23 protein-coding genes are annotated in these 21,112 nt (G+C 76.0%); 13 read left to right on the top strand and 10 right to left on the bottom strand.

Annotated elements, in window-relative coordinates; translation table 11 throughout:
• Window positions 1–18 precede the first annotated feature (18 nt).
• Genes IU369_RS04975 through IU369_RS04965 form a run of 3 tightly spaced genes read left to right on the top strand, consistent with a single transcriptional unit; the run spans window position 19 to window position 2,995 of the window.
• Window positions 19–441 carry a hypothetical protein gene (locus tag IU369_RS04975; protein ID WP_217923467.1) on the top strand — a complete coding sequence of 141 codons (423 nt, stop codon included), beginning with the start codon at window positions 19–21 and terminating at the stop codon, window positions 439–441.
• Window positions 441–1,457 (top strand): 1-phosphofructokinase family hexose kinase, encoded by a 1,017-nt coding sequence (locus IU369_RS04970; protein WP_217923466.1) that lies wholly within the window; start codon window positions 441–443, stop codon window positions 1,455–1,457. Before IU369_RS04975 ends, IU369_RS04970 begins: the two co-directional genes overlap by 1 nt.
• A complete protein-coding gene (locus tag IU369_RS04965) occupies window positions 1,454–2,995 on the top strand; it encodes a bifunctional aminoglycoside phosphotransferase/ATP-binding protein (RefSeq protein ID WP_217923465.1) in 1,542 nt (513 codons plus the stop codon). The genes IU369_RS04970 and IU369_RS04965 overlap by 4 nt, the downstream gene beginning before the upstream one ends.
• Here the strand turns inward: IU369_RS04965 and IU369_RS04960 are convergent.
• Window positions 2,911–3,717, bottom strand: coding sequence for an ABC transporter permease subunit (locus IU369_RS04960; protein WP_217923464.1), 807 nt, complete (start codon window positions 3,715–3,717; stop codon window positions 2,911–2,913). The genes IU369_RS04965 and IU369_RS04960 overlap by 85 nt on opposite strands.
• On the bottom strand, window positions 3,707–4,612 hold the full coding sequence (locus IU369_RS04955; RefSeq protein ID WP_217923463.1) for an ABC transporter ATP-binding protein: 906 nt from the start codon (window positions 4,610–4,612) through the stop codon (window positions 3,707–3,709). Before IU369_RS04955 ends, IU369_RS04960 begins: the two co-directional genes overlap by 11 nt.
• Before the next feature lie 325 nt (window positions 4,613–4,937).
• Here IU369_RS04955 and IU369_RS04950 point away from each other — a divergent pair, with 325 nt between their 5' ends.
• The 3 genes from IU369_RS04950 to IU369_RS04940 all read left to right on the top strand — a co-directional run bounded on the left by IU369_RS04950 (window position 4,938) and on the right by IU369_RS04940 (window position 6,209).
• Window positions 4,938–5,279, top strand: a complete 342-nt coding sequence (locus tag IU369_RS04950) for an ArsR/SmtB family transcription factor (RefSeq protein ID WP_217923462.1) — start codon at window positions 4,938–4,940, stop codon at window positions 5,277–5,279.
• Window positions 5,276–5,761 carry an SRPBCC family protein gene (locus tag IU369_RS04945; protein ID WP_217923461.1) on the top strand — a complete coding sequence of 162 codons (486 nt, stop codon included), beginning with the start codon at window positions 5,276–5,278 and terminating at the stop codon, window positions 5,759–5,761. Before IU369_RS04950 ends, IU369_RS04945 begins: the two co-directional genes overlap by 4 nt.
• An 88-nt stretch (window positions 5,762–5,849) precedes the next feature.
• Window positions 5,850–6,209, top strand: a complete 360-nt coding sequence (locus IU369_RS04940) for a cupin domain-containing protein (RefSeq protein ID WP_217923460.1) — start codon at window positions 5,850–5,852, stop codon at window positions 6,207–6,209.
• A 48-nt stretch (window positions 6,210–6,257) separates the two neighbouring features.
• On the opposite strand, the gene IU369_RS04935 is transcribed toward IU369_RS04940, so the two are convergent.
• The gene (locus tag IU369_RS04935) at window positions 6,258–6,836 is read right to left on the bottom strand and encodes a helix-turn-helix domain-containing protein (protein WP_217923459.1); all 579 of its coding nucleotides are present in this window, start codon (window positions 6,834–6,836) and stop codon (window positions 6,258–6,260) included.
• Window positions 6,837–6,883: 47 nt separating this feature from the next.
• Between IU369_RS04935 and IU369_RS04930 the strand changes: the two genes are divergently transcribed.
• Window positions 6,884–7,834: an NAD(P)/FAD-dependent oxidoreductase gene (locus IU369_RS04930; protein ID WP_217923458.1), complete on the top strand. Its 951-nt coding sequence runs from the start codon at window positions 6,884–6,886 to the stop codon at window positions 7,832–7,834.
• Here IU369_RS04930 and IU369_RS04925 read toward each other — a convergent pair.
• From IU369_RS04925 to IU369_RS04915, 3 genes are all read right to left on the bottom strand, one after another.
• A complete protein-coding gene (locus IU369_RS04925) occupies window positions 7,831–8,394 on the bottom strand; it encodes a hypothetical protein (protein WP_217923457.1) in 564 nt (187 codons plus the stop codon). The two genes, IU369_RS04930 and IU369_RS04925, sit on opposite strands and share 4 nt — an antisense overlap.
• 81 nt (window positions 8,395–8,475) lie before the next feature.
• Complete coding sequence (locus IU369_RS04920) at window positions 8,476–9,132, bottom strand: hypothetical protein (protein WP_425516813.1); 657 nt, start codon at window positions 9,130–9,132, stop codon at window positions 8,476–8,478.
• Window positions 9,129–10,088, bottom strand: coding sequence for an aldo/keto reductase (locus IU369_RS04915; RefSeq protein ID WP_217923455.1), 960 nt, complete (start codon window positions 10,086–10,088; stop codon window positions 9,129–9,131). Before IU369_RS04915 ends, IU369_RS04920 begins: the two co-directional genes overlap by 4 nt.
• A 117-nt stretch (window positions 10,089–10,205) precedes the next feature.
• Between IU369_RS04915 and IU369_RS04910 the strand changes: the two genes are divergently transcribed.
• Window positions 10,206–10,982: a glycoside hydrolase family 16 protein gene (locus tag IU369_RS04910; RefSeq protein WP_217923454.1), complete on the top strand. Its 777-nt coding sequence runs from the start codon at window positions 10,206–10,208 to the stop codon at window positions 10,980–10,982.
• Between the two features lie 7 nt (window positions 10,983–10,989).
• Here IU369_RS04910 and IU369_RS04905 read toward each other — a convergent pair whose 3' ends face one another.
• Window positions 10,990–11,847: a GNAT family N-acetyltransferase gene (locus IU369_RS04905; protein ID WP_217923453.1), complete on the bottom strand. Its 858-nt coding sequence runs from the start codon at window positions 11,845–11,847 to the stop codon at window positions 10,990–10,992.
• Window positions 11,848–12,293: 446 nt separating this feature from the next.
• On the opposite strand from IU369_RS04905, the gene IU369_RS04900 reads away from it, so the two are divergent.
• Window positions 12,294–14,186 carry an NHL repeat-containing protein gene (locus IU369_RS04900; protein ID WP_217923452.1) on the top strand — a complete coding sequence of 631 codons (1,893 nt, stop codon included), beginning with the start codon at window positions 12,294–12,296 and terminating at the stop codon, window positions 14,184–14,186.
• 16 nt (window positions 14,187–14,202) lie between these two features.
• Here IU369_RS04900 and IU369_RS04895 read toward each other — a convergent pair whose 3' ends face one another.
• Window positions 14,203–14,703, bottom strand: a complete 501-nt coding sequence (locus tag IU369_RS04895) for a cupin domain-containing protein (RefSeq protein WP_217923451.1) — start codon at window positions 14,701–14,703, stop codon at window positions 14,203–14,205.
• A 77-nt stretch (window positions 14,704–14,780) separates the two neighbouring features.
• On the opposite strand from IU369_RS04895, the gene IU369_RS04890 reads away from it, so the two are divergent.
• Window positions 14,781–15,188, top strand: a complete 408-nt coding sequence (locus tag IU369_RS04890; protein ID WP_217923450.1) for a DUF1801 domain-containing protein — start codon at window positions 14,781–14,783, stop codon at window positions 15,186–15,188.
• Here the strand turns inward: IU369_RS04890 and IU369_RS04885 are convergent.
• Window positions 15,124–16,416, bottom strand: coding sequence for a serine hydrolase domain-containing protein (locus IU369_RS04885; RefSeq protein WP_217923449.1), 1,293 nt, complete (start codon window positions 16,414–16,416; stop codon window positions 15,124–15,126). The genes IU369_RS04890 and IU369_RS04885 overlap by 65 nt on opposite strands.
• Window positions 16,417–16,552: 136 nt before the next feature.
• Window positions 16,553–16,993: a VOC family protein gene (locus IU369_RS04880; protein ID WP_217923448.1), complete on the bottom strand. Its 441-nt coding sequence runs from the start codon at window positions 16,991–16,993 to the stop codon at window positions 16,553–16,555.
• A 241-nt stretch (window positions 16,994–17,234) separates the two neighbouring features.
• Here IU369_RS04880 and IU369_RS04875 point away from each other — a divergent pair, with 241 nt between their 5' ends.
• The 3 genes from IU369_RS04875 to IU369_RS04865 all read left to right on the top strand — a co-directional run bounded on the left by IU369_RS04875 (window position 17,235) and on the right by IU369_RS04865 (window position 20,452).
• Entirely contained in the window at window positions 17,235–17,510 is a 276-nt protein-coding gene (locus IU369_RS04875; protein WP_217923447.1) for an FmdB family zinc ribbon protein, read from the top strand.
• Window positions 17,511–17,958: 448 nt separating this feature from the next.
• Entirely contained in the window at window positions 17,959–18,888 is a 930-nt protein-coding gene (locus IU369_RS04870; RefSeq protein ID WP_217923446.1) for a carbon-nitrogen hydrolase family protein, read from the top strand.
• Window positions 18,889–19,642: 754 nt separating this feature from the next.
• Window positions 19,643–20,452, top strand: a complete 810-nt coding sequence (locus IU369_RS04865; protein WP_217923445.1) for a calcium-binding protein — start codon at window positions 19,643–19,645, stop codon at window positions 20,450–20,452.
• Window positions 20,453–21,112: the final 660 nt, after the last annotated feature.

Genomic DNA, 21,112 nt, shown 5'->3' with positions numbered 1-21,112 from the left:
GGCGGACGGAGGTGGATGATGGGACACCACGACACGACGGGCGCGTGGACCGCCCACCTGTCGCCACGGGAGGCCGCGGCGGCGGGCCGCGCGGTCTTCACCTGGAGCCTGATCCCGGCGGCGGCGCGCCTGGCGCGCGAGGCGGCCGCGGGCCACGACTGCCATGACGCGGTCACGGACCTCCGCGACGCCGTCCGGCTGCTCGACGCCCTCGGCTGGCCCGACGAGGCGCACACCCCGACCGACCTCGGTCCGGAGGAGTCCGGCACCGTCCGCGACGCGGCGCGGATCCAGCTCGGCCACGGGCTCGACCCCGACCCCGTCGCCCGGGCGCGGGTGGCCCGCGGGCGCGCCGACGCGCCGTCCGCGCACGGGGGCACCCTGCGCGTCCTCCTGCGCCGGCTCGGGGAGGATCCACCGGACGCGGACGGGGACACCTGATGGGCTTCCCGTGGGACCCGCCACCGGCGGACGCCCGCGCCGCGGACATCGTCACGCTCACCCTGAACCCGGCGCTCGACGCGACGACCGACGTCCCCGAGCTGGTCGCGGGACCGAAGCTGAGGTGCGGCGCCGTCCGCCGCGAGGCGGGCGGCGGTGGCGTCAACGTCGCGCGCGCGGTCACGGGTCTCGGGGGACGCGCCCTCGCGGTGCTCGCCGCCGGCGGCTCGACGGGGGCCGAGATCGAACGGTGCCTCGTCGACGAGGGCGTTCCGCGGCGGGTGATCCCGATCGCCGGCACCAGCCGGGAGAACGTCGCGGTGCACGAACGCGCGAGCGGCGGCCTCTACCGGCTGGTGATGCCCGGGCCGGCGCTCACCGCCGCGGAGTGGCGCCGCTGCATCGACGTCGCCGCCGACGCCGCGGAGGGGGACCTGCTCGTGGCGAGCGGGAGCCTGCCGCCCGGCGTCCCGGCCGACGCGTACGCGCGCCTCGCCCGCACGGTCGCGTCGCGCGGGGTGCGGCTGCTGCTCGACACCGCCGGTCCGGGGCTGCGTGGGGGCCTCGGCGCCGGCGTCCACCTGATCAAGCCGAACGCCCGCGAGCTCGACGAGCTGGCGGGGCGGGCCCTCGACGACGCGGGGCGCGAGGAGTTCGCGGCGTCGATCGTGCGCGGCGGCGGCGCCGACGTCGTGATCGTCACCCTCGGCGCGGACGGTGCGCTGGTGGTGGACGGCGGCGGCCCCACCCGGATCCACCCCCCGCCCGTCGCGCACCCCGACAGCGCCGTCGGGGCGGGCGACAACTTCATGGCCGGCCTCGTCCTGGCCCTGGCCGCCGCACGCGACACCGCCGGGGCGTGCGCCGTCGGCGTCGCCGCGGCGGCCGCCGCCCTCCTCACGCCGGGCACCGCCCCGTGCCGGCGCGCCGACCTCGAGGCGATGCTGACCGCGATGGGGCGCGCCGACGACGTGGCGGTGCTCCCCCGCCGGGCGACCCGGGCGGCGGCGACGTGACGGGCCGCGACGCCCCCGCGGCGCTCGTGGAGACGCACATCTCGGTGATCACGATGATCGGCGGGTACGCATACAAGCTCCTCAAGCCGGTCGACACGGGCTTCCTCGACCACCGGCGGCGGGAGGACCGGAAGGCGTCGTGCGACCGGGAGACGGAGGTCAACCGGCGGTTCGCCCCCGACGTCTACCTGGGGGTGCTCGACGTCGTCGGCCCGACGGGCACGCCCGCCGACCACCTGGTCCACATGCGCCGGATGCCGGCCGACCGGTGCCTCGCGGCGCTGCTGGACGGACCCGCGGCCGGGGACCTCGTGCGTGAGGTCGCGCGCGCCGTCGCCCGCCTGCACGCCGCCGCGCCGACGTCCGCGGAGATCGCACACGCCGGGTCACCGGGATGCGTGCTCGGCCTCTGGGTCGAGGGGCTGGGCGCGCTGGCGGCCGGGGCGCCGGGGGTCGTCCCGGCCGCCGACCTCGCGCGGGCCGGGGACCTCGCGGAGACGTACCTCGCGGGCCGCGGCGACCTGCTCGACGCCCGCGTCCGCGACGGGTGGGTGCGCGACGGCCACGGGGACCTGCTCGCCGCCGACGTCTTCTGCCTGCCGGACGGACCGCGCATCCTCGACTGCCTCGCGTTCGCCGACCGGTTGCGGCACGGCGACGTGCTCGGCGACATCGCGTTCCTCGCGATGGACCTCGAGGACCGCGGCAACCCCGGTCTCGCGGGTGTGCTGCTCGACGAGTGGTGCACGGCCCTCGGCCAGGACCACCCGCCGTCGCTCGCGCACGCCTACGTCGCGTACCGCGCCCACGTCCGGGCGAAGGTCGCGGCGATCCGGGCGACGCAGGGGGACCCGTCGGCGGCGGCCCACGCACGGTCGCTGCACGCCCTCGCCCTCGACCACCTCGACCGCGCCCAGGTGCGGCTGACGCTCGTCGGGGGGCCTCCGGGGACCGGGAAGACGACGGTCGCGCGGGGACTCGCCGAGGCGGCGGGCTGGGTCGTGCTCGGCACGGACCCCATCCGCAAGGACCTGGCCGGGCGTCCCCACGTCCCCGCCGACCCCGGGGCGTTCGGCGCCGGCGCCTACGCGCCCGCCGCGGTGGGGGCCGTGTACGACGAGATGCTGCGGCGCGCCCGGGTGCTGCTGCGGATGGGCGAGTCCGTCGTGCTCGACGCGTCGTGGGGCGACGGGGGCCGCCGCGGCGCGGCGCGCGCGCTCGCGCGGTCGTGCGGCGCGCGGCTCACCGAGATCCGCTGCGCGCTCGACCCGGAGGTCGCCGCCGCGCGCATCCTCCGCCGCCGGGCCGCCCACGAGGGGGCCTCCGACGCGACGCCCGCCGTCGCCGCCCGCATGGCGGCGGCGGAGGACCCGTGGCCCGAGGCCCGGGACCTGCCGACGGGTGCGCCGCCCGACGAGGTGCTCGCCCGCGCGCGGCGCCTGGCCGCGGCGCCTCAGGAGCCGAGGTCGCGGCGGTCGATGGCGAGCACGGCGACGACGGCGACGACGAGCGGCAGGGCGATCAGCACGGCGAGGTGACCCGCCTCCAGGCCGTGTCGCAACGGGTCGGGCGCCTCGTAGTGGTGGAAGGGCGTGAGGGGGCGCAGCGGCTCGAGCCACGAGACGAGGCCGCCGAGCGAGTTCACGAGGTAGGCGGCGACGGCGAGGGCCGCCGCGGCGCCGATCGCGGTCGCCCGCCGCCCCGTCGCCGCGCCGGCGAGCATCGCGAGCGCGCCGAACGTCATCGCGAGCAGGGCCGCGGAGAACGCGGCGGCGGCGAGGTGCGCCACGGAGACGTCCATGTCGACGGCCCGGACGCCGACCGCGAGCGCGACCCACACGACGAGCCCGAGGAGCAGCACCTCGGCCGCCATCGCGACGAGCTTCTCCGCCACGACGCGGCCCCGGCTCACCGGCAGCGAGAGGAGCAGGTCGAGGGTCCCCCGCTCCTCCTCGCCGGCGATCCCCCCCGCCCCGGTGCCGACGGCGGCGATGATGAGCAGCAGCGGCACCATGAGCGAGAACAGCTCCGCGCCGAGGTACCCGGCGGCGCTGGTGTAGTCGAACCCCGCCTCCCCGAACCCGAACAGGTCCTTCAGGACCTCCGGGTACTGCTCGGTCAGGTCCGCGAACCCGCTGTCGTCGCGGACCGTCGGGTAGACCGACACCTGGACGGCGACGAGCGCGGCGAGGCCGATCGCCCACCACGTCAGGCTCCGCCGCAGACCCCGCAGCGTCGCGATCGCGACGTCAGGCCGCACGGGCGCCCGCGTCGCCGTAGAGGCCGAGGAAGACGTCCTCGAGGTCGGCCTCGTGGCTGTCGATCCGCACGACGTCGAACCGGGCGAGCCGCTTCACGAGCGGGTCGGCCGGGCCGTCGAGCGACATCAGCACGACGGCGCCGTCGCGGCGGACCTCCCGCACGCCGGGGACGTCGCCGAACGCGCCGGGCGGCGGGGGCTCCGCGAACGTGACCTCGACGTGCTGCGAGGCACGGGCGCGGAGGTCGTCGACCGACGCGACGAGCTCGAGGCGGCCCTCCCGCACCACGGCGACGCGGTCGGCGACGTGCTGCACCTCCGACAGGACGTGGGAGCTCAGGAAGACCGTCGCACCGCGTGCCGTCGCCGTGCCGACCATCGCCGCGAACTCCTGCTGCATCAACGGGTCGAGCCCGCTCGTCGGCTCGTCGAGCACGAGCAGGTCGGGGCGGGCCATGAACGCCAGCACGAGGCCGACCTTCTGGCGGTTGCCGCGCGAGAGGTCGCCGACGGGGCGGCCGAGGTCGAGCCGCAGGCGCTCGGCGAGGGCGGCGGCGTCGCCCGTCCCGGTCATCCGCCGCAGGCGGGCGGCCCACGCGACGATGGCGGCGCCGGTCATCCGCGGGTACAGCCGCAGGTCACCCGGCAGGTACCCCATGCGGGCGCGCACCTCCGGCCCGTCGCGCCGGGGGTCCCGGCCGAGCAGGCGCAGGGTGCCGGTCGTCGGCCGGATGAGGTCGAGCATCATCCGGATGGTGGTGGACTTGCCCGCGCCGTTCGGGCCGAGGAAGCCGAAGACCTCGCCCCGCTCGACCCGGAACGTCAGGTCGATGACGCCGCGCGCGCCACCCCGGTAGGTCTTGCCGAGGCCGTCGGCCTCGACGGCGTACGTCACGGAGCGCCGGGGACCGGGTACTCCGCCCCGCACCACTCGCAGTGCGTCTCCGTCGGCGTGTCAGCGCCCGCGGTGGACGTCGCGGGCGTGGTGGCGGCCGCGGGGATCGCCCCGCAGGACGCGCACCGGACCTCCGTCGCCGCACCCTCGGATCCCGGCTGCTGCTCGCCCATCGCCACCCTCCCGTGACTCGCCCGGCGGGTCGCTCCCGCCCTCCCCCGACGCTCGCGCGACGCCGGTCGCGGGCAATCGGGGCGCCGCCTGTCCCGGGCTTCGGATTCCCCGCACCGTTGACATATGTCGTAATCGTCATATGATTGTCGCCGTGCCCCCCACCCCCGCCACGACCGACGCGTTCGCCGCCCTCGCCGAGGGCGGCCGGCGCGACCTGCTCGCCGCCATCGGCGCCCGCGAGGTGACCGTCGGCGAGCTGGTCGAGCGGGTGGGGCTGACCCAGCCGCAGGTGTCCCGGCACCTCGGCGTGCTGCGCGCGGTCGACCTGGTCCACGTCCGTGCCGACGGCCGCCGCCGCTTCTACCGCGTCAACGGGACCGCCCTCAAGCCGGTCCACGACTGGGTGCGCTCGTTCGAGCGCACGTGGAACGCCCGACTCGACCGGCTCGACGACCTGCTCGCCGGCCTCGACGACCCCGAGGAGACACCATGACCCCCGCCACCCGCCACGGATCCGCCGTGGTGACCCTCTCCGGCGACCGCGAGATCGTGATCACGCGGTCCTTCGACGCCCCCGCCGCCGCGGTCTTCCGCGCGTGGACGACGCCCGACCTCGTCCGCCGCTGGTGGGGCTTCCCGACCTCCGAGTGGGTGGTGTGCGACATCGACCTGCGCGTCGGCGGCACGTGGCGGTACGTGACCCGCGAGGACGGCGTCGAGGTCGGCTTCCACGGCGAGTACCGCGAGATCGACGCGCCCGTCCGCCTCGTCTCGACCGAGGTCTTCGAGGGCTTCCCCGACGCGGAGGCCCTCGACACCCTGGTGCTCGAGGAGCGGGACGGCGTCACCACGCTCACGATCACGGTGCTCCACCAGCTCCCCGAGCACCGCGACGGCCACATCGCCTCGGGGATGGAGCACGGGATGCAGGTGTCGTTCGACCGCCTCGAGGACGCGATCGCGGGCGGCGACTGAGCGCGGGGCGGGACCGCCGGCCGGTTGACCGCCCCGCGCGGGCGGGCGGATGATGGCGCTCCCACGACCCGCGCGCATCGGAGGAGCCATGGCGTCTGCGGAGCACAAGGGGTTCGACGCGCCGGACGAGGTCCGGACGTTCGAGAAGGCCCGCCTCGAGCTCGTCGAGATCGGCGGGGGGCAGGTCGGGAGGATCACCGTCGAGCCCGGCTGGCGGTGGACCACGCACATGAGGGAGGTGGCGGGCACCGAGCTCTGCGAGGCGCCCCACTTCCAGTACGTGCTGTCGGGTGTCGTCCACGTGGTGATGGCCGACGGCGAGGAGTTCGACATCGGCCCGGGCGACGTCTCGGTGCTGCCACCCGGACACGACGCGTGGGTGGTCGGCGACGAGCCGGCCGTCGCGATCGACTGGGGTGGCGCCCACCGCTGGGGCGGCGAGGGCTGACGCACGGGGCCGGGGGCGCGCGCCACGCCGCGCGCGCCCGGCGGCCCGTCAGGTGTGAAGGTGCAGGCGCTCGCCCTGGGGGCCGAGGATCGCGATCAGCTCCACGGGACCCTCGACCGTCCCGAACCAGTGGGGTGTCCAGGTGCTGAACTCGACGGCCTCGCCGGGGGCGATGACGAGGTCCTCGTCGCCCAGCAGCAGCCGCATCCGGCCGTCGAGGACGTACATCCAGTCGTGCCCCTCGTGCACGCCGAGGGTCTCGGGCGGCGTGTCCCGCTCCGGGGCGATGCGGATCTTGAAGGCGTGCAGGCCCCCTGCCGGCCCTCGGTGGGTGAGCGGCCACATGGTGAGCCCGTCGACCGTCCGCGGCCGGGTCCGGACCCGCGGGTCCTGGGGCGGCGTGGCGCGCAGGAGCTCGTCGGCGCTGACGCCGAGGGCGCCGGCGAGCGCGGGGATGTGGTCGAGCGCGAGGCGCCGCTTGCCCGCCTCGAGGCGGCTGAGCGTGGAGACGTCGATGCGCGCGCGCTCCGCGACCTGCTGCAGGGTCAGCCCCCGCGCGGTGCGCAGCTCGCGCAGCCGGCGGCGCACCCGGAGGTCGAGCGGCTCCTCGGGGGTCTTTGCCGTCATGGCATGTGAGCTTGCCAGAACGGGGCGGGTCGCGCCACCATGGCCCCATGGACGACATCCGTGACTGCATCGTGGTGGGCGGTGGGGCGGCGGGCCTGAGCGCGGCGCTCGTGCTCGGCCGGGCCCGCCGTTCGACGCTCGTGATCGACGCGGGGGCGCCGAGCAACGCGCCCGCGCACGGCATCGGGGGGCTGCTCGGCAACGACGGGCGGCCCCCCGCCGACTTCTACGCCGCCGGCCGCCGCGAGCTCGCGGCCTACCCCTCGGTCGCCCTCCGGGCCGGCGAGGTCGTCGCGGGGGCCCGCGCCGGCGACCGGATCACCCTGACGCTGTCCGACGGCGACCGGGTGACCGCCCGGCGGGTGGTGCTCGCGACCGGGATGGACTACGTGCCCCCCACCCTGCCCGGCGTCGCCGAGCGCTGGGGGCGCACGGTGTTCCACTGCCCGTTCTGCCACGGGTGGGAGGTGCGCGACCGGCCCCTCGCGGTGCTCGACCGCGGCGCCTCGGGGGTGCACCGGGCGCTGCTGCTGCGGATGTGGAGCGACGACGTCACGCTCCTGGCCGACGGCCCCGCGGGACTCGACGACGGCGAGGCCGCGAGCCTGCGCGCGGCGGGGGTCCCCGTGGACGAGCGCCCGGTGGCGGGGCTCGAGGGCCCCGGCGCGACCCTGACGTCGGTGCGGATGGCCGACGGTACCGCACGCCCGTGCGGGGGCCTGCTCGTGCCCGTGACGCTGCGGCAGCGCTCGCCGCTGGCGGCCCAGCTGGGCGCGGTCGCCGCCGCGCCGGGGTTCGTCGCGACGGACGCCGTGGCGGTCGACGCGATGGCGCGGACGACCGCACCCGGCGTCTTCGCCGCCGGCGACCTCACCACCCAGATGCCGTCGGTCGCGAGCGCCGTCGCCGCGGGGTCACTGGCGGCGGCGATGGTGGTGCAGGCGATCGTCGCCGAGGGGCTCCCGGCGACGACCGCCCCCGCGGAGGGCGGCCCCTAGAAGGGGAGCGTCCCGCGGGCCGCGCGTCCCCAGCCGCGGACGGTGGCGACGGGCCGCTGCTGCTCACCCTGGAGGGCGGCGACCACGACGAGGGCGCCGGTGAGGGCGGGCGTGACCCACTGGAGCACCCGCTGGCGGTCCATGGCACGGCGGGTGTCCTCGGGCGTGGCGGCGCCGGGAACGGTGCCGCTCGCGGTGGGCACGCGACCCGCGGCCGCGATCTCGGCGCCGAGCCGTCCGCTGTAGGCGGTGCTCGCGAGGGCCGCGAGCGTCAGCGCGGTCTTCGCGGCCGACGACGCCGCCACGCCCGGCTGGTGGCGCACGCGGTCGCGGTTGACGGCGAGCAGGGCCAGCCCGCCCGCGAGGTGCAGGCCGATCGCGCCGGCGTTGACCGGGGTCCACCGTGCCCACCCGCTGCTCGCGATGCGCGCCCGCTCGGTCGGGTCGGACACGTCACCGGCGGCGCCGTTCAGGCCCACGGCCCCCATCAGGGAACCGCCGAACCAGGCGGCGAGGCCGATGTCGTGCAGTGCGCGGACGACCGTGTTCTTCTCGGACATGTGCTCTCCCGTCGAGGGTGGAGCGCCAACGCTTCCCGGTGCGCGCCATCGGCAACCCGGTGCGGGTCGGCGGCCGCCGGATCAGCCCGTCGCGGCGGATGGCGTGACCGAGGTCGCGTCGGGGTGCCGCACGAGGGTGACCATCCGGACGAGCGCGGGGTCGGGCGGGGCGGAGCCGAACCCGAACCGCACCGGCGGGTCGAGCCGGGCGAGGGCGCCCTGGTCGGCGCCATCCCACGTCACGACCGCCGCGACGATGCGGTGCAGGTCGAGCGCGGCGTAGTACTCGCGGCGGCCGCCGTGGGCGGACCCGTGGGTGCGCACCCCGGGCAGGACGCGGCGGGCGACGACGTCGGCGGCGCGGATCCACCCGACGCGGGTCGCGAGCGCGCGGGGGACGGCCCGCAGCGCGACGCCGAGCACCGGCCGGCGCCCCACCCCGAACCGCAGGGCGAGCGGCCCGGCGTCGACCCGCCACCGGACGCCGTCGACGGTGACCTCGACCGGGGTGACGCGCACCTCGTCGAAGCGGTACGTCGCGGCGACGTAGTCGGCGACGGCGGGCGTCGGGGCCAGGAGGACGCGGTGGCCGTCGGGCCGCTCGACCATCACGTCGGTGAACGCCCCGAGCGGCGACCGGCGCCAGTGGCCGACGACGACGCGGAGGCCGGACTCCGCGCCGACGCCGGCGATCCAGCCGTCGAAGCGGTCGGTGGGGGCCGCCCGCCGGCGCGTCAGCGCGTGCCCGCGATCGTCGCGAGGTCCTCGTCGGTCAGGTCGAGGCCCGCCGCGGCGACGATCGGGTCGACCTGCGCGGGGCGCCGGAAGCCGGTGATCGCGCCGTCGACCGCGGGGTTGCGGAGGGTCCAGGCGACGGCGACCGCCCCCGGCGTCACGTCGTGGCGGGCGGCCACCGTCGCGAGGCGGTCCACCAGCGCGAGGTGCTCCGACAGCCGGGGCTCGCGGAAGCGGGCGTCGCCGCGTCGCCAGTCGTCGTCCGGCAGGCCCGCGATCCGCTCGCGCGTCATGCCGCCGCTGAGCATCCCGGACCCCATCGGCGAGTAGACGATCACGCCGATGCCGTCGGCCGCCGCGGCGGGGAGGACCCCGTCCTCCACGTCGCGGGCGATCAGCGAGTACTGCGGCTGCAGCGTCTCGACGGGCGCGATCCCCTGGGCCCGGCGGATCTGGGAGACGTCGACGTTCGAGAGGCCGATGTGCCGCACGAGGCCCTCGTCGCGGACCTCGGCGAGCGTCGCCCAGCCCTCCTCGAGGTCCTCGTCGGGGATGGGGAAGTGGATCTGGTAGAGGTCGATCGCGTCCACCCCGAGGCGGGTGAGGCTCCCCTCCAGCTCCCGGCGGATCGAGTCGCGGCGAAGGCTGTGCGTGGTGGTGCGCCCCGGACCCTCCGGCTGCCCGCACTTGGTGAACACCCACGGGCGGTCGGGGCGGCCGGCGATGGCCCGGCCGACGACCTCCTCGGAGTGGCCGAACCCGTACTGGGCGGCGGTGTCGATCCAGTTGACGCCGAGGTCGAGGGCGCGGTGGATCGCGGCGATCGAGTCGTCGTCGTCCTGGCCGCCCCACCCCCAGTCCCAGCCGCCGCCGCCGATCGCCCACGCCCCGACGCCGACGCGCGTGATCTCCATCCCGGTGCCGCCGAGCGCGGTGGTCCTCAACGGTGTGCCGCCCATGGTCGTCCCCTCGTCGTCCGGAGGGCGGTCCCGCCCTCCCCGGACGAAGGATCCCCCCTCGGGCGCCATCCGAGCCACCGCGGGGCGGGCGACGGCACGGTCCGGCAGGATCGCGGCGTGTTCCTCGAGGAGTTCGACGGGCCCGGGCTCGACACGTCGGTGTGGCTGCCGCACTACCTCCCGGCGTGGAGCTCCCGCGCCGCGACCGCCGCGACGTACGCGGTCGCCGACTCGTGCCTGCGGCTGTGGATCCCGCCCGGCCAGGGGCTCTGGATGCCGGGTGAGCAGGACCCGCCGCTGCGCGTCTCGGGTGTCCAGTCCGGCAACCACTCCGGACCGGTCGGCGGCGGCGTCGGCCAGCAGCCGCTGCCCGGGGGGTCGGTGGTGCGCGAGGAGCAGCCCCGCTTCGAGGGGTTCCTCCCCCGCTTCGGCGAGCTGTCGATGCGGGCGCGCATGACGGTCTCCCCCCGGTCGATGGCCGCCTGGTGGATGGTGGGGTTCGAGGACCGCCCGGAGCGCAGCGCCGAGATCTGCGTGTTCGAGGTGTTCGGCGACGCCGTCGAGGCGGGCCGCTCCGCGGCGGTGGGGATGGGCCTGCACCCGTTCCGCGACCCCCGCGTCACCGACGACTTCGCCGCCGTCCCCCTGCCGATCGACGTCGCCGCGCCGCACGACTACGCCGTCCGGTGGACGGCGGAGGAGGCCGTGTTCTCCGTCGACGGCGCGGAGGTGCGGCGCTGCCCGCGCCCCCCGGACTACCCGATGCAGATGATGGTCGCCGTGTTCGACTTCCCCGGGCGCTCCACCGGGGACGACGACCACCTCGTGCCCGAGCTGGCGGTCGACCGCCTGCGGTGGATCCCCCCCGGCGAGGTCGCCGCGCCGCGGGGGTGAGCCCGGTTCAGCCGAGCTCGAGGGTCGTCACGCCGTAGATCTCGGTGACGGGGAGCGGTGGTGGCGGGCCGAGGTACATCCGCGCGCACTCGAAGACCTCGCGCATCCCGTGCCGGCGGGCGAGGTCGACGGCCACCGGGTTCGCCTCCGGGACGTCGAGGAACACCGGTTCCCCCGGGGCGTGTGCCGCGAGGCCGCGCAGGAGGGCGTCGGCGACGTCGACGTGGCCGGCGAACAGCGGACCGATCTTGACGCCGGTGCGGCAGGGGCGCGCGACGCCGTAGCCCCGCAGCCCGGCGCGTCCGGGCGCGGCGAGCGCGCGGGCGCCGGGTTGGTGGATCCACCGCTCCAGGAACGCGGCGCGCGGCGCCGGGAAGCGGACGGCGTCGTATGCCGCGAGCACGTCGAACGGGACCTCGCGCGCGTCGACCAGGCCCGGCGGCGTGGGACCCGGCGCCCCCGTCCCGGCGAAGCGCAGGTCGCGCCCGGCCGACGCGAAGCCGCCGCGCGCGTAGAAGGCCTGCATCGGGACCACGCCGTCCATGCCGATCGGCGCGCCCGGCGCGAGGCGGGCGCGCAGCGCGTCGCGGCGGTGCCGCCAGAGGCGCCCGCCGAGACCCCGCCCCCGGGCGTGGGGGGCCACGATGAAGAAGCCCATGAAGCCGAAGCGCCCGTCGTAGGACACGGTGGAGCCGCCGCCGACGAGCTCCCCGGCGGCCTCCGCCGCGATGAACCCGTCGGGGTCGGTCGCCCAGAAGACGCCGGCGTCGTTCAGGCCCGGGTTCCAGCCCTCCGCGGCGGCCCAGTCGACGAGGACGTCGAGCTCGTCCCGTCGCATGGGCCGCACCACGAGGTCGTCGGGCATCGCCGCAATGATGCCGCCCGACGCGCCGGTTCGTGGCGGTGCCGTGCCGTCCGGGCGGCGATCCCGCCCGGACGGCACGCCTGACCCCGCCGAGTCCTTCAGGCGGTACGCGACGATCTGCGGCACCTGGCCGGGCTCGGCCGGGTAGCTCGCCGCGGTCACGAGGGTGTTGAGCGTCCACTTCGTCGCGCCGGTGCGGGCGTCGAGGCCGACGACGAGGCCTCACCCGGCCCGCGTCATGGCCGCCGTGCAGGTTCAGGCCGTTCGGGCCGATGACCGGTTCGTCGTAGGCCTTCGTCCACTTCGAGGACGGTGCGCCGATCGGCGCCCCGGGCCGCCCGGGGGCTTGCGTCGCGCCGGGGACCGGGCAGATGATCCGTGCTCGGAGGGGGACCCGGCCAAGCGGCGTGGCGGCGACCATGGCGGTTCAACGGACAGGCGGGCGGGTGGCGCGGAACGCGGCGGTGGCCGCCGTCGCCCTCGCCCTGACGGCGGCCCCGGCCCTCGCGGCGCCGGGTGACCTCGACCCGTCGTTCGACGGCGACGGCCGCCTGCTGATCGACTTCGACGGGAGCGGCAACGACGCCGCCTGGGACGTCGCGGTGCAGCCCGACGGCCGCATCGTGCTCGCCGGCAGCGGCGGGAGCGGCGGCGACTTCACGGTGGCGCGGCTCCTCGGCAACGGCGCCGGCGACCCCGCCTTCGACGGCGACGGGAAGGCCGTCGTCGACCTCGGCGGCAACGAGCTCGCGTTCGGGGTGGGGCTGCGGCCGGGCGGCGGCGTCGCCCTCGCGGGCGTCACGCAGTCGGGCGGCGTCGACGACACCGCGGTCGCGGCGCTCACCGCCGGAGGGACGCCGGACGCCTCCTTCGACGGCGACGGCCGTCGCTCCCTCGACGCGGGCGGCGCCGACGAGGCCCGCGCCGTCCTCGTCCAGCCGGACGGGAAGATCGTCATCGCCGTCCAGTCGCCCGCGGGCAACGCCGACGTCGTCGTCATCCGCCTCCTGCCGGGCGGGGCGCCCGACCCCGGCTTCGACGGCGACGGGACCGCCGTCATCGGGTTCGGCGGGACGGACCGGCCGGAGGCCCTCGCCCTGCAGCCCGACGGCAGGATCCTCGTCGCCGGCTCGACGTCGAGCGGTGACGACATGGTCGTCGCGCGCCTCCGGGAGGACGGCGCCATCGACACGTCGTTCGACTTCGACGGCCGCAAGGAGATCGACGCCGGGGGCGCGGCGTTCGCGTCGGCGGTGGCGCTGCAACCCGACGGCAAGGTGGTGGTGGCGGGGACCGTCGACCCGGGGGACATGGTCGTCGCCCGCCTGCGGGCCGACGGGTCGTTCGATCCGGGCTTCGCGGGGGACGGGACGACGCGCATCGACGCGGGCGGCGACGAGTCGGGTGACGGAGTGGCGGTGCAGCAGAACGGCCGCATCGTCGTCGCGGGGTCGACGTCGGCGGACGACGACATCGTCGTCGCCCGGCTGAACGGCGACGGCACGCCGGACGGGTCGTTCGGCGGGGGCGACGGCCGCGCGTCGATCGACTTCGGCGGCGCGGAGCAGGCGACCGGCGTGGCGCTGCAGCCCGACGGGGGCATCGTGGTGTCGGGCCTGACCCTCGGGGTCGCCCGGATGCTCGTCGCGCGGGTGCAGGGCGATCCGCCGCCCGTCCCCGCCCCACCGCCCCCCGCGACGCCGGCGGCGGCCCCGCCCCCCGGTGGCCTCACCCTGACGGCGGCGCGGTTCGCCCCGAGGTGGCGGGTCAGCCGGCTGAGCGGGGTGCTGACCATCCAGGGGCGCGCCGAGCGCGCGGCGCGCCTGCAGGCCGAGGTGCTGCGCGCGAACGGCGCGGGCGGCGCCCTGCTGTCGCGGAGCGTGACGGTGACGAAGGCGGGCGCGTTCACCGCACGGGTGCCCCTGCCGCCGCGCCTGCTGCCGGGCCGCTACCTGGTCCGCGTGCGGGACGTCGGCCCGGCGGCGCCCCGCCTCGCCACCCGCGAGCGGCTCGCGACGCTCGTGGCGCCGCGGGAGGGCGTGGTGCTGCGGGCGGTGATGAGCACGACCCCGGGCGGGCGGCAGCGGGTGGCGGTGCCGCGGGGGCCGTCCCTGATCTTCGCGAGCTTCCGCTTCGCGACGCTGCCGCGCCGGGGTCAGCCGATCGTCGTGTCGTGGTACCAGTCGGGGAACCGGGTGGCGAAGGCGATCAAGGTGCGCGGCCGGTCGGTGGCGAGCTTCCTCGGCCGGGTCGGCAGCCCCCTCGGCACGGGGCGGTACCGGGCGGAGTTGACGGTCGGCGGCACGCTCGTCGCGGTGGCGCGCACCCGCATCCGCTGACCCGCCGCGCGGCCCCTCAGTCGCCCCGCCAGAGGCGGGGGAGAGGCCCGCCGGCACCGTGAACGGGGTCGGTGTCGGGGACGGGCACGGCGGCGATGTTGGCGAGCACCTCGTCGCGTTCGGCGGGGTCGCCGCGGCGGAGGTCCCACCCCATCCCGCCGGGGTAGGCGCCGACGACGACGAGGTCGGCGGAGGCCCCGGCGTTGCAGTGCCCGGTCCCCGCGGGCAGCACGAGCACGTCGCCCCGCCCGACGTCGAGGTGGATCCCGTCGGGTCCCCCGAGGATCACCGTCGCGGTCCCGGCGACGACGCCGAGCACCTCGTGGGCGGTGGAGTGGAAGTGGTGGAAGGGGTAGACGCCGTCCACCCACGCCCCCCGCCATCCGTGGGACGCGAACAGCGCGACGCACTCCCCCGCGTCCCGTGCCGCCGCGACGCCGCGGTGGCGGAGGACGGGGAGGCGGGAGTTGGGGATCCCCCCGGCGTCGTCGAGGTGGTGGACGTCCGGTTCCGTCATCGCGGGGACGCTACCGGCCGCCGCCACGTCCGATCTAGGATCGACGGGTCGGGCGTGACGAGCGGGAGGTCGGGGTCGTGGGCACGGACGGGCAGGCGTCGGGGGCGGCGGCGTCGGAGCTGATCGACGGACGGATCCGCGAGCTGGAGGGGTGGCGCGGGGAGACCCTCGCCCGCATGAGGTCCCTGGTCCTCGCTGCCGATCCGGCGATGGTGGAGTCGTGGAAGTGGAAGGGCACCCCCGTGTGGGAGTGCGACGGCATCGTCTGCACGGGCGAGTCGTACAAACAGGTCGTGAAGCTGACGTTCTTCCGCGGCGCGTCGCTCCCCGACCCGGCGGGCCTCTTCAACTCGAGCCTGACGGGCAACACGCGCCGGGCGATCGACATCCCCGAGGGCGTCGAGGTCGACGCCGACGCCTTCACGGAGCTCGTGCGGGCCGCCGTCGCGGAGAACCACTCCCGGTCGGGGGCGCGGAAGCGGTAGCCGCGGCGGCCGGCGCCGGCGCCCCGGCGGCGACCCTCCGGCGCAGCGCGCCGTCGAGCGCCTCGCGGAGGGCGAGGTCCCGCGGGTCGCCCTGGAGGGACGTCCCCATGCGGTTGGTGACGTAGCCGTACCCGACGCCGACGCGGGGGTCGGCGTAGCCCATGGAGCCGCCCGCCCCGGGCGCCCCGTACGCCCCGGGGTGACCGAAGAGGAAGGTGACGCTCGGCTTCATGAACCCGAGGGAGAACGCGGCGGGCCCCCCGAAGCACTCGTCGTGGAAGCCGTGGCGGGCGGGGGTCGCGGGCGCGGTGAGCGCCGCGATGGTGGCGGGTGTGAGCCCGAGGGCGGCGCCGCCGGTCGCGAACTCCCCGTACGCGGCGGCGAGGGCGCGGGCGGACGCGACGCCGCCGCCGGAGGGGACCTCGAGCTCGCGGACGACGACCCGGGCGGGGTCGAGGTAGAAGCCGGTCCCGGGGTTGGCGACGAGCGCCCGGTGGAGCGCGGATCGGGGGTCGAGGGCGGCGAGCGTGATGCGCGGCGGCATGCCGGTGAGGCGCCGCCAGAGGCGGGGCGGCTCGAGCGGGGCGATGCGCGCGTCGGGGATCGCGTCGGGGACGCGGATGTGGGCGTCGAGCCCGAGGGGCGCCGCGATGTCCTCGGCGAAGACCCGGCCGAGGGTGCGGTGGGCGGGGTCGACGCGACGGATCAGCTCCCCCTCGTAGAAGCCGAGGGTGATCGCGTGGTACGCCTGCCGCTCGCCGGGGGGCCACGCCGGCCGCTGGCGTTCCATCACCCCGGCGAGGCGGTCGAGGTCGGCGACGACGTCGCGGTCGACGGGCTCGTCGAACGCGTGGAGCCCCGCCTGGTGGGCGAGGAGCTGACGGATGGTGATGGCCTCCTTGCCGTTGCCGGCGAACTCCGGCCAGTAGGCGCTGACGCGTTCGTCGTGGTCGAGCCATCCCCGCGAGTGGGCGAGCGCCATCACCATCGCGGCGAGGCCCTTGGTGGTGGAGTGGATGACGGCCATGGTGTCGGGGCGCCACGGCGTCCCGCTGCGGCGGTCGCGCACCCCGCCCCACAGGTCGACGACCCGCTCGCCGTGGACGTGGATGCAGCAGGCCGCCCCGAGCTCGCCGCGGAGGGCGAAATTCTCGACGAACGCGTCCCGGACGCGCTCGAACCCGGGGTGGACGGTGCCGTCGATGAGCGGTCGCTTGCGGGCCTTCACCTGTCCTCCCCCACGGGACGTCCACGGGTCGGTGGCAGCATCCCCTGCGGCGTGGCGGCGCCGCATCCGGGGCGGGGCGCATCGGGGCGTTCGGCTTTCCACGGCCGCGCGGGGTGCCCCCGCCGGCCGCCGGAGGTCAGCCGATCCGCTCGGCGAGGCCGATGACGATGTCCTCGGGGCCGCGGAGGTAGCAGAGCCGGTAGACGTCCTCGTACCGCGCGATCTCGCCGACGAGCTCGGCCCCGTGGCCGCGGAGGCGGGCGACGACGTCGTCGATGTCGTCGACGGCGAACATGACGCGGCGGATGCCGAGGGTGTTGGCCGGCGCCGGCGTCGGCTGGGGCCGGACCGCCGCCGGCGTGTGGAACCGCGACAGCTCGACGCGGCCGTGGCCGTCGGGGGTCCGCATGACGGCGATGTCGGCGCGGACGCCCTCGAGGCCGATGACGGCGCCGACCCAGTCCCCCTCGACGGTCGTCTCGCTGTCGAGCTCCATGCCGAGTTCGGCGAAGAACGCCTTCACCGCCTCGAGGTCCTCGACGACGATGAGGACGTTGTCCATCCGCTGCAGGCCCATGGCCGGAGCATATGTCGCGGGTCCGGCGCATCGGCCGGGGTGGGTGCCGGCGTGACCGGCGGGCGCCTCGGAGGGTCCGCGCCGTGGGGCGCAGGAGGATCTCGTCGGGCGACACGCGGGACGGGCGGGGGACGGCGAACGCGATGACCTCGGCGATGTCGTCGGCGGAGATCGCCGTGGACGCGGAGCGCGCGGGGCGGGTCGTCGGCGGTGGACGCGACGGGAGGGTAGGGTGTCGCCCATGGCTGCCTACGACTACAAGTGTGAGACGGACGGCGTCTTCGAGCTGTCCTTCCCGATCGGAACCGCACCGACGGACGCCAAGTGCCCGGAGTGCGGCAAGGACTCCGCGCGAAGCTTCTCGGCGCCACTCATGACCCCCATCACGCTCGACAGGAGCGGCCCGGGCGGCATGACGCCGATCGCGGCGCCCCCCGGCCGTGGTGGCCCCCCGGGCGGGATGCCGGGCATGCCGCCGATGACCGCTCCGATGCGCGGGGGCGGCTTCCGCCCCTGAGGTCGGCGGTGCGGGCGCCCGGACGGCCGAGGCCGTCCGGGGGGACTCCTCGTGGACGAGGCGATCGAGCTGCTGCGTCCTGGACCCGGTCGACGAGGTCCGCTCGCTCGGGCGCACGCTCGCCCGCTGGCGCACCGGGATTCTCGCCCACCACGCCAACGGGGCTTCAACGGGCCCACCGAGACGCGGAAGCGACTGACCTGGCAGGTCGAGCGCGCCGGCCACGGCTTTCGTTCTTCGCCGGCCACCGGCGACGGATCCTGCCGCACGCCGGGGGCGCCAACGGGCCCGCTCAGCACCCCCGGCTCCGCGATCCGAACCCGCTCGCCCTACTGAGATGGGAAGGGCCGGTCTCCTCGCTTCGCCCGTCCCGGCTGGCGCCGGGCGGCGCTTCACGGGCCTCGCAGCGGCCCGAGCGACCGCGCCCGCGGTTCTCTAGGCTGGCGCCATGACGGAGACCGTCCGGGCAGCGGTCGTCCAGGCCGCGCCGATCGCATTCGACGGCGAGGCGACGCTCGCGGTCGTGCGCCGCCTGGCAGCGGATGCCGCCGGACGGGGGGCCCAGCTGGCGGTCTTCCCGGAGGCCTTCATCGGTGGGTACCCGAAGGGGGTCGACTTCGGCACGAAGGTGGGCGTGCGCGAGCCGAGCGGGCGGAAGCTCTTCGCCCGCTACTGGCGCGGTGCCATCGACGTCCCCGGGCCGGTGTGCGACGGCCTCGGGGAGATCGCCGCCGCCCACGGCCTGCATCTCGTCATCGGGGTCGTCGAGCGCGCCGGCTCGACCCTCTACTGCACCGCCCTGACCTTCGGGTCGGACGGGACGCTGCTCGGCCGACGGCGCAAGCTGATGCCGACGGCGTCCGAGCGCCTGATCTGGGGGTTCGGCGACGGATCGACCCTCGGCGTCGTCTCGAGCCCGATCGGGCGCATCGGAACGGTGATCTGCTGGGAGAACTACATGCCGCTGCTTCGCGCGGCCATGTTCGCCCAAGGGGTCGACATCTACTGTGCCCCCACCATCGATGATCGCGACACGTGGGCGTCGACGATGCGCCACATCGCGGTCGAGGGGCGCTGCTTCGTGCTGTCTGCGGTCCAGTTCTGCCACCGCAGCGACTACCCGGACGACTACGCCCCGGTCCAGGGCGACGATCCCACGACGATCATGATCCGAGGCGGGAGCTGCATCATCGGTCCGCTGGGCGAACTGCTCGCCGGCCCCGTGTTCGACGCACCGGCGGTCCTCGTCGCCGACCTCGACCTCGCGGCGATCCCGGCGGCTCGCTACGACCTCGACGTCGTCGGTCACTATGCGCGACCGGACATCTTCGAGCTCCACGTGAACACCGCACCTCAGGCGCCCGTGCGCTTCGACTGAGGCTCGTCGTCACAGGCGCGTTGACCGGTACCCGGTGCTCTCGAGTCCCCTCCGTCCTTGACACATGAACCGTGCGGCCTCCCGCACGGAGCGAGCTCCTGGCTTCGCGCTCTGACCCGCCGGGACCCTGGCCTCGGCCATCGTCGCCGCGGACCGCTTGCGTCACTTCCCGGTGGGGTCGGTAGGTCACGACGCATCGACCGCCGCGACGATGGATGCCGGGCACCGACGTCCGGACCAAGGGGGCGGCCACGAAGACGGTGTTCCCCCCTTCGTTCCCACCCGGCAAGCTGAGCCGGCCTACGGAGCGAACCGCTCGCATTGCCACCGCGCATACGTTCTGAACGAATGGGCGCGGTAGGACTCGAACCCAGGACCCAAGCCTCATGAGAGGCAGCCCGGGGCTTCGGTGTATCTCGGGCGAGCGGATCTCTTACCTGCAGATCAATGGTTTGCCACCCTGGGCTCCTGCGCGCCAGCGCCGGGTCCGGCGCAGCGCTCTTCCCCGAGGCCCTTGGGACCGTCGGCTGCGGGCCACCGTCCCCGGTGCCGGGCGAGCCCCAACGGAGTGCTCCCCGCCACCGGAACCACGGCCTCTCACTCCCTTCCCGTCACCCGCGGCATCTAGTGTCGCGACCGAGGCGCTGCACACGGCCTACCGAGGAGGATCGTGACCAACCACGGCCGGAACCGGCGAAGCACGCCGCCGAATCTGCTGGTCGCACTCTGGGCGGCCGTCCTTTCAGTCGCCGTCTTGGGTGGATCAGCCCTGTCGGCGCCCGTTCCACCCGCCACCTCGGGGAGCCCCCGAGATGACCGCATCACAGGGACCGCGAAAGGGGACATCCTCGGCGGCGGCCGCGGCGACGATCTCATCATCGGCGGCGCGGGCCGTGACTCTCTCGTCGGCGGCCCCGGTTACGACCGGCTCTTCGGCGGCCCGGGCGGCGACCTCATCAGCGACGCGAGCGACGGGTCGAACCTGCTCGACGGTGGACCGGGGGACGACACGATCGATTCGGGTCGGCGCGGTATGGACCGCGTTCGCTGCGGCCCCGGCCGCGACTCGGTGACGGCCGGCCTCTCCGACGTCGTCGCCGACGACGGCGAGGTCGTCGTCCGAGAGCCCGCCCCGACACCCGACGGCCCGCGGGAGCGCCGCGTGCGTTCGTTCCTGGGTGAGCCGCTCGGCTCGACGTTCCTCCGCACCGCCACCCCGGCGTCCGATCCGCTGCGTCTCCTGTGGGTGAACGAGGGGTTCCTGTACTTCTCGGCGCCCTTCCGCCGCACCGACGCGTGCTTCATCGCCGTCGAGCCCGGGGGCGGGATCCGTTCCGAGTGTGGGTTCGGGGGGCGCCCCCACCTGCGGCCCCGCCGGATCGAGGGTGACCGTTACCGGTGGTTTGCCTTCGTCCCCGGGTGGGCGACCCGCCTCGACGTCGGTGGGCGGACGGTCACGGTCCGTGGCGGCGTCGCCGTCTTCGCCGGTGGACCCGACCTCGGCAGGGTCGTCGCGCGCGGAGGGGGCCGTCAGGTGGACGTCCCGAGCCGCCGCCCGGGCTGAGACGAATGAACGGCGCCCGGATGGCCCCGGCGGCGGCACTCACCGCCCTCGCCGTCGTGGCGGGTGTCATGGTGGGGGCGTTCGCCTCCTGCACGACACGGACGTGCGGTGGCCACGACGGGACGACCCCACGGGGCGAAGTCATCTGGAGTAGCGGCGTCTACCTGGCAACGATGGCAGCGTGCCTAGCGGGAGCCTGCCTAGTGCTCCGTCCGTCGCCCGTAACGCGCCGGCTGGTCGCGGCGCTTGGAGGAGCGTCACTCTTCCCGGTGGCCTTCGCGCCTCTGGCGCCGAGCACGAGGTGGAACGCGGGCGTCGTCCTCGCGTTCGGCGCGGTGCTACTGCTTCTCGGATGGACGGCCGGCATCCTCACGACACGCCCACACCACGCCCCGGGGCGACGGCAGGGGACCACCGCAGATGAGACTCCGGACCGTCCGTCACGGTGGGGCCCGTGACCGGCTGGGCTGACCGCGGGCCCTTCAGGGGTGGTCACTGCGAGCCGATGCGACAGAGGTGACGGCGCGGGTCCACGCCGGGAGCATCCGCGAGTCGGGGCGACCGGGCACCTGCGGTTGGTCCCCGGTAGCAGCACTGCTGTTCCGATCGATGACTGACGCATTCGGCATCGGGAGCACGGCCGTCGCGACAACACGTTCC

Source organism: Miltoncostaea oceani, from assembly GCF_018141545.1.
Classification (GTDB): domain Bacteria; phylum Actinomycetota; class Thermoleophilia; order Miltoncostaeales; family Miltoncostaeaceae; genus Miltoncostaea; species Miltoncostaea oceani.
Note: the sequence above shows the minus strand (reverse complement) of the source record. Positions and strands in the feature narration are given on the sequence as shown.

Excerpts from the sequence above, each read along its gene's own strand:
- IU369_RS04975 (WP_217923467.1), top strand. The coding sequence starts at position 19 with ATGGGACACCACGACACGACGGGCGCGTGGACCGCCCACCTGTCGCCA.
- IU369_RS04970 (WP_217923466.1), top strand. The coding sequence starts at position 441 with ATGGGCTTCCCGTGGGACCCGCCACCGGCGGACGCCCGCGCCGCGGAC.
- IU369_RS04945 (WP_217923461.1), top strand. The coding sequence starts at position 5,276 with ATGACCCCCGCCACCCGCCACGGATCCGCCGTGGTGACCCTCTCCGGC.
- IU369_RS04940 (WP_217923460.1), top strand. The coding sequence starts at position 5,850 with ATGGCGTCTGCGGAGCACAAGGGGTTCGACGCGCCGGACGAGGTCCGG.
- IU369_RS04935 (WP_217923459.1), bottom strand. The coding sequence starts at position 6,836 with ATGACGGCAAAGACCCCCGAGGAGCCGCTCGACCTCCGGGTGCGCCGC.
- IU369_RS04930 (WP_217923458.1), top strand. The coding sequence starts at position 6,884 with ATGGACGACATCCGTGACTGCATCGTGGTGGGCGGTGGGGCGGCGGGC.
- IU369_RS04925 (WP_217923457.1), bottom strand. The coding sequence starts at position 8,394 with ATGTCCGAGAAGAACACGGTCGTCCGCGCACTGCACGACATCGGCCTC.
- IU369_RS04915 (WP_217923455.1), bottom strand. The coding sequence starts at position 10,088 with ATGGGCGGCACACCGTTGAGGACCACCGCGCTCGGCGGCACCGGGATG.
- IU369_RS04905 (WP_217923453.1), bottom strand. The coding sequence starts at position 11,847 with ATGCCCGACGACCTCGTGGTGCGGCCCATGCGACGGGACGAGCTCGAC.
- IU369_RS04895 (WP_217923451.1), bottom strand. The coding sequence starts at position 14,703 with ATGACGGAACCGGACGTCCACCACCTCGACGACGCCGGGGGGATCCCC.
- IU369_RS04880 (WP_217923448.1), bottom strand. The coding sequence starts at position 16,993 with ATGGGCCTGCAGCGGATGGACAACGTCCTCATCGTCGTCGAGGACCTC.
- IU369_RS04875 (WP_217923447.1), top strand. The coding sequence starts at position 17,235 with ATGGCTGCCTACGACTACAAGTGTGAGACGGACGGCGTCTTCGAGCTG.
- IU369_RS04870 (WP_217923446.1), top strand. The coding sequence starts at position 17,959 with ATGACGGAGACCGTCCGGGCAGCGGTCGTCCAGGCCGCGCCGATCGCA.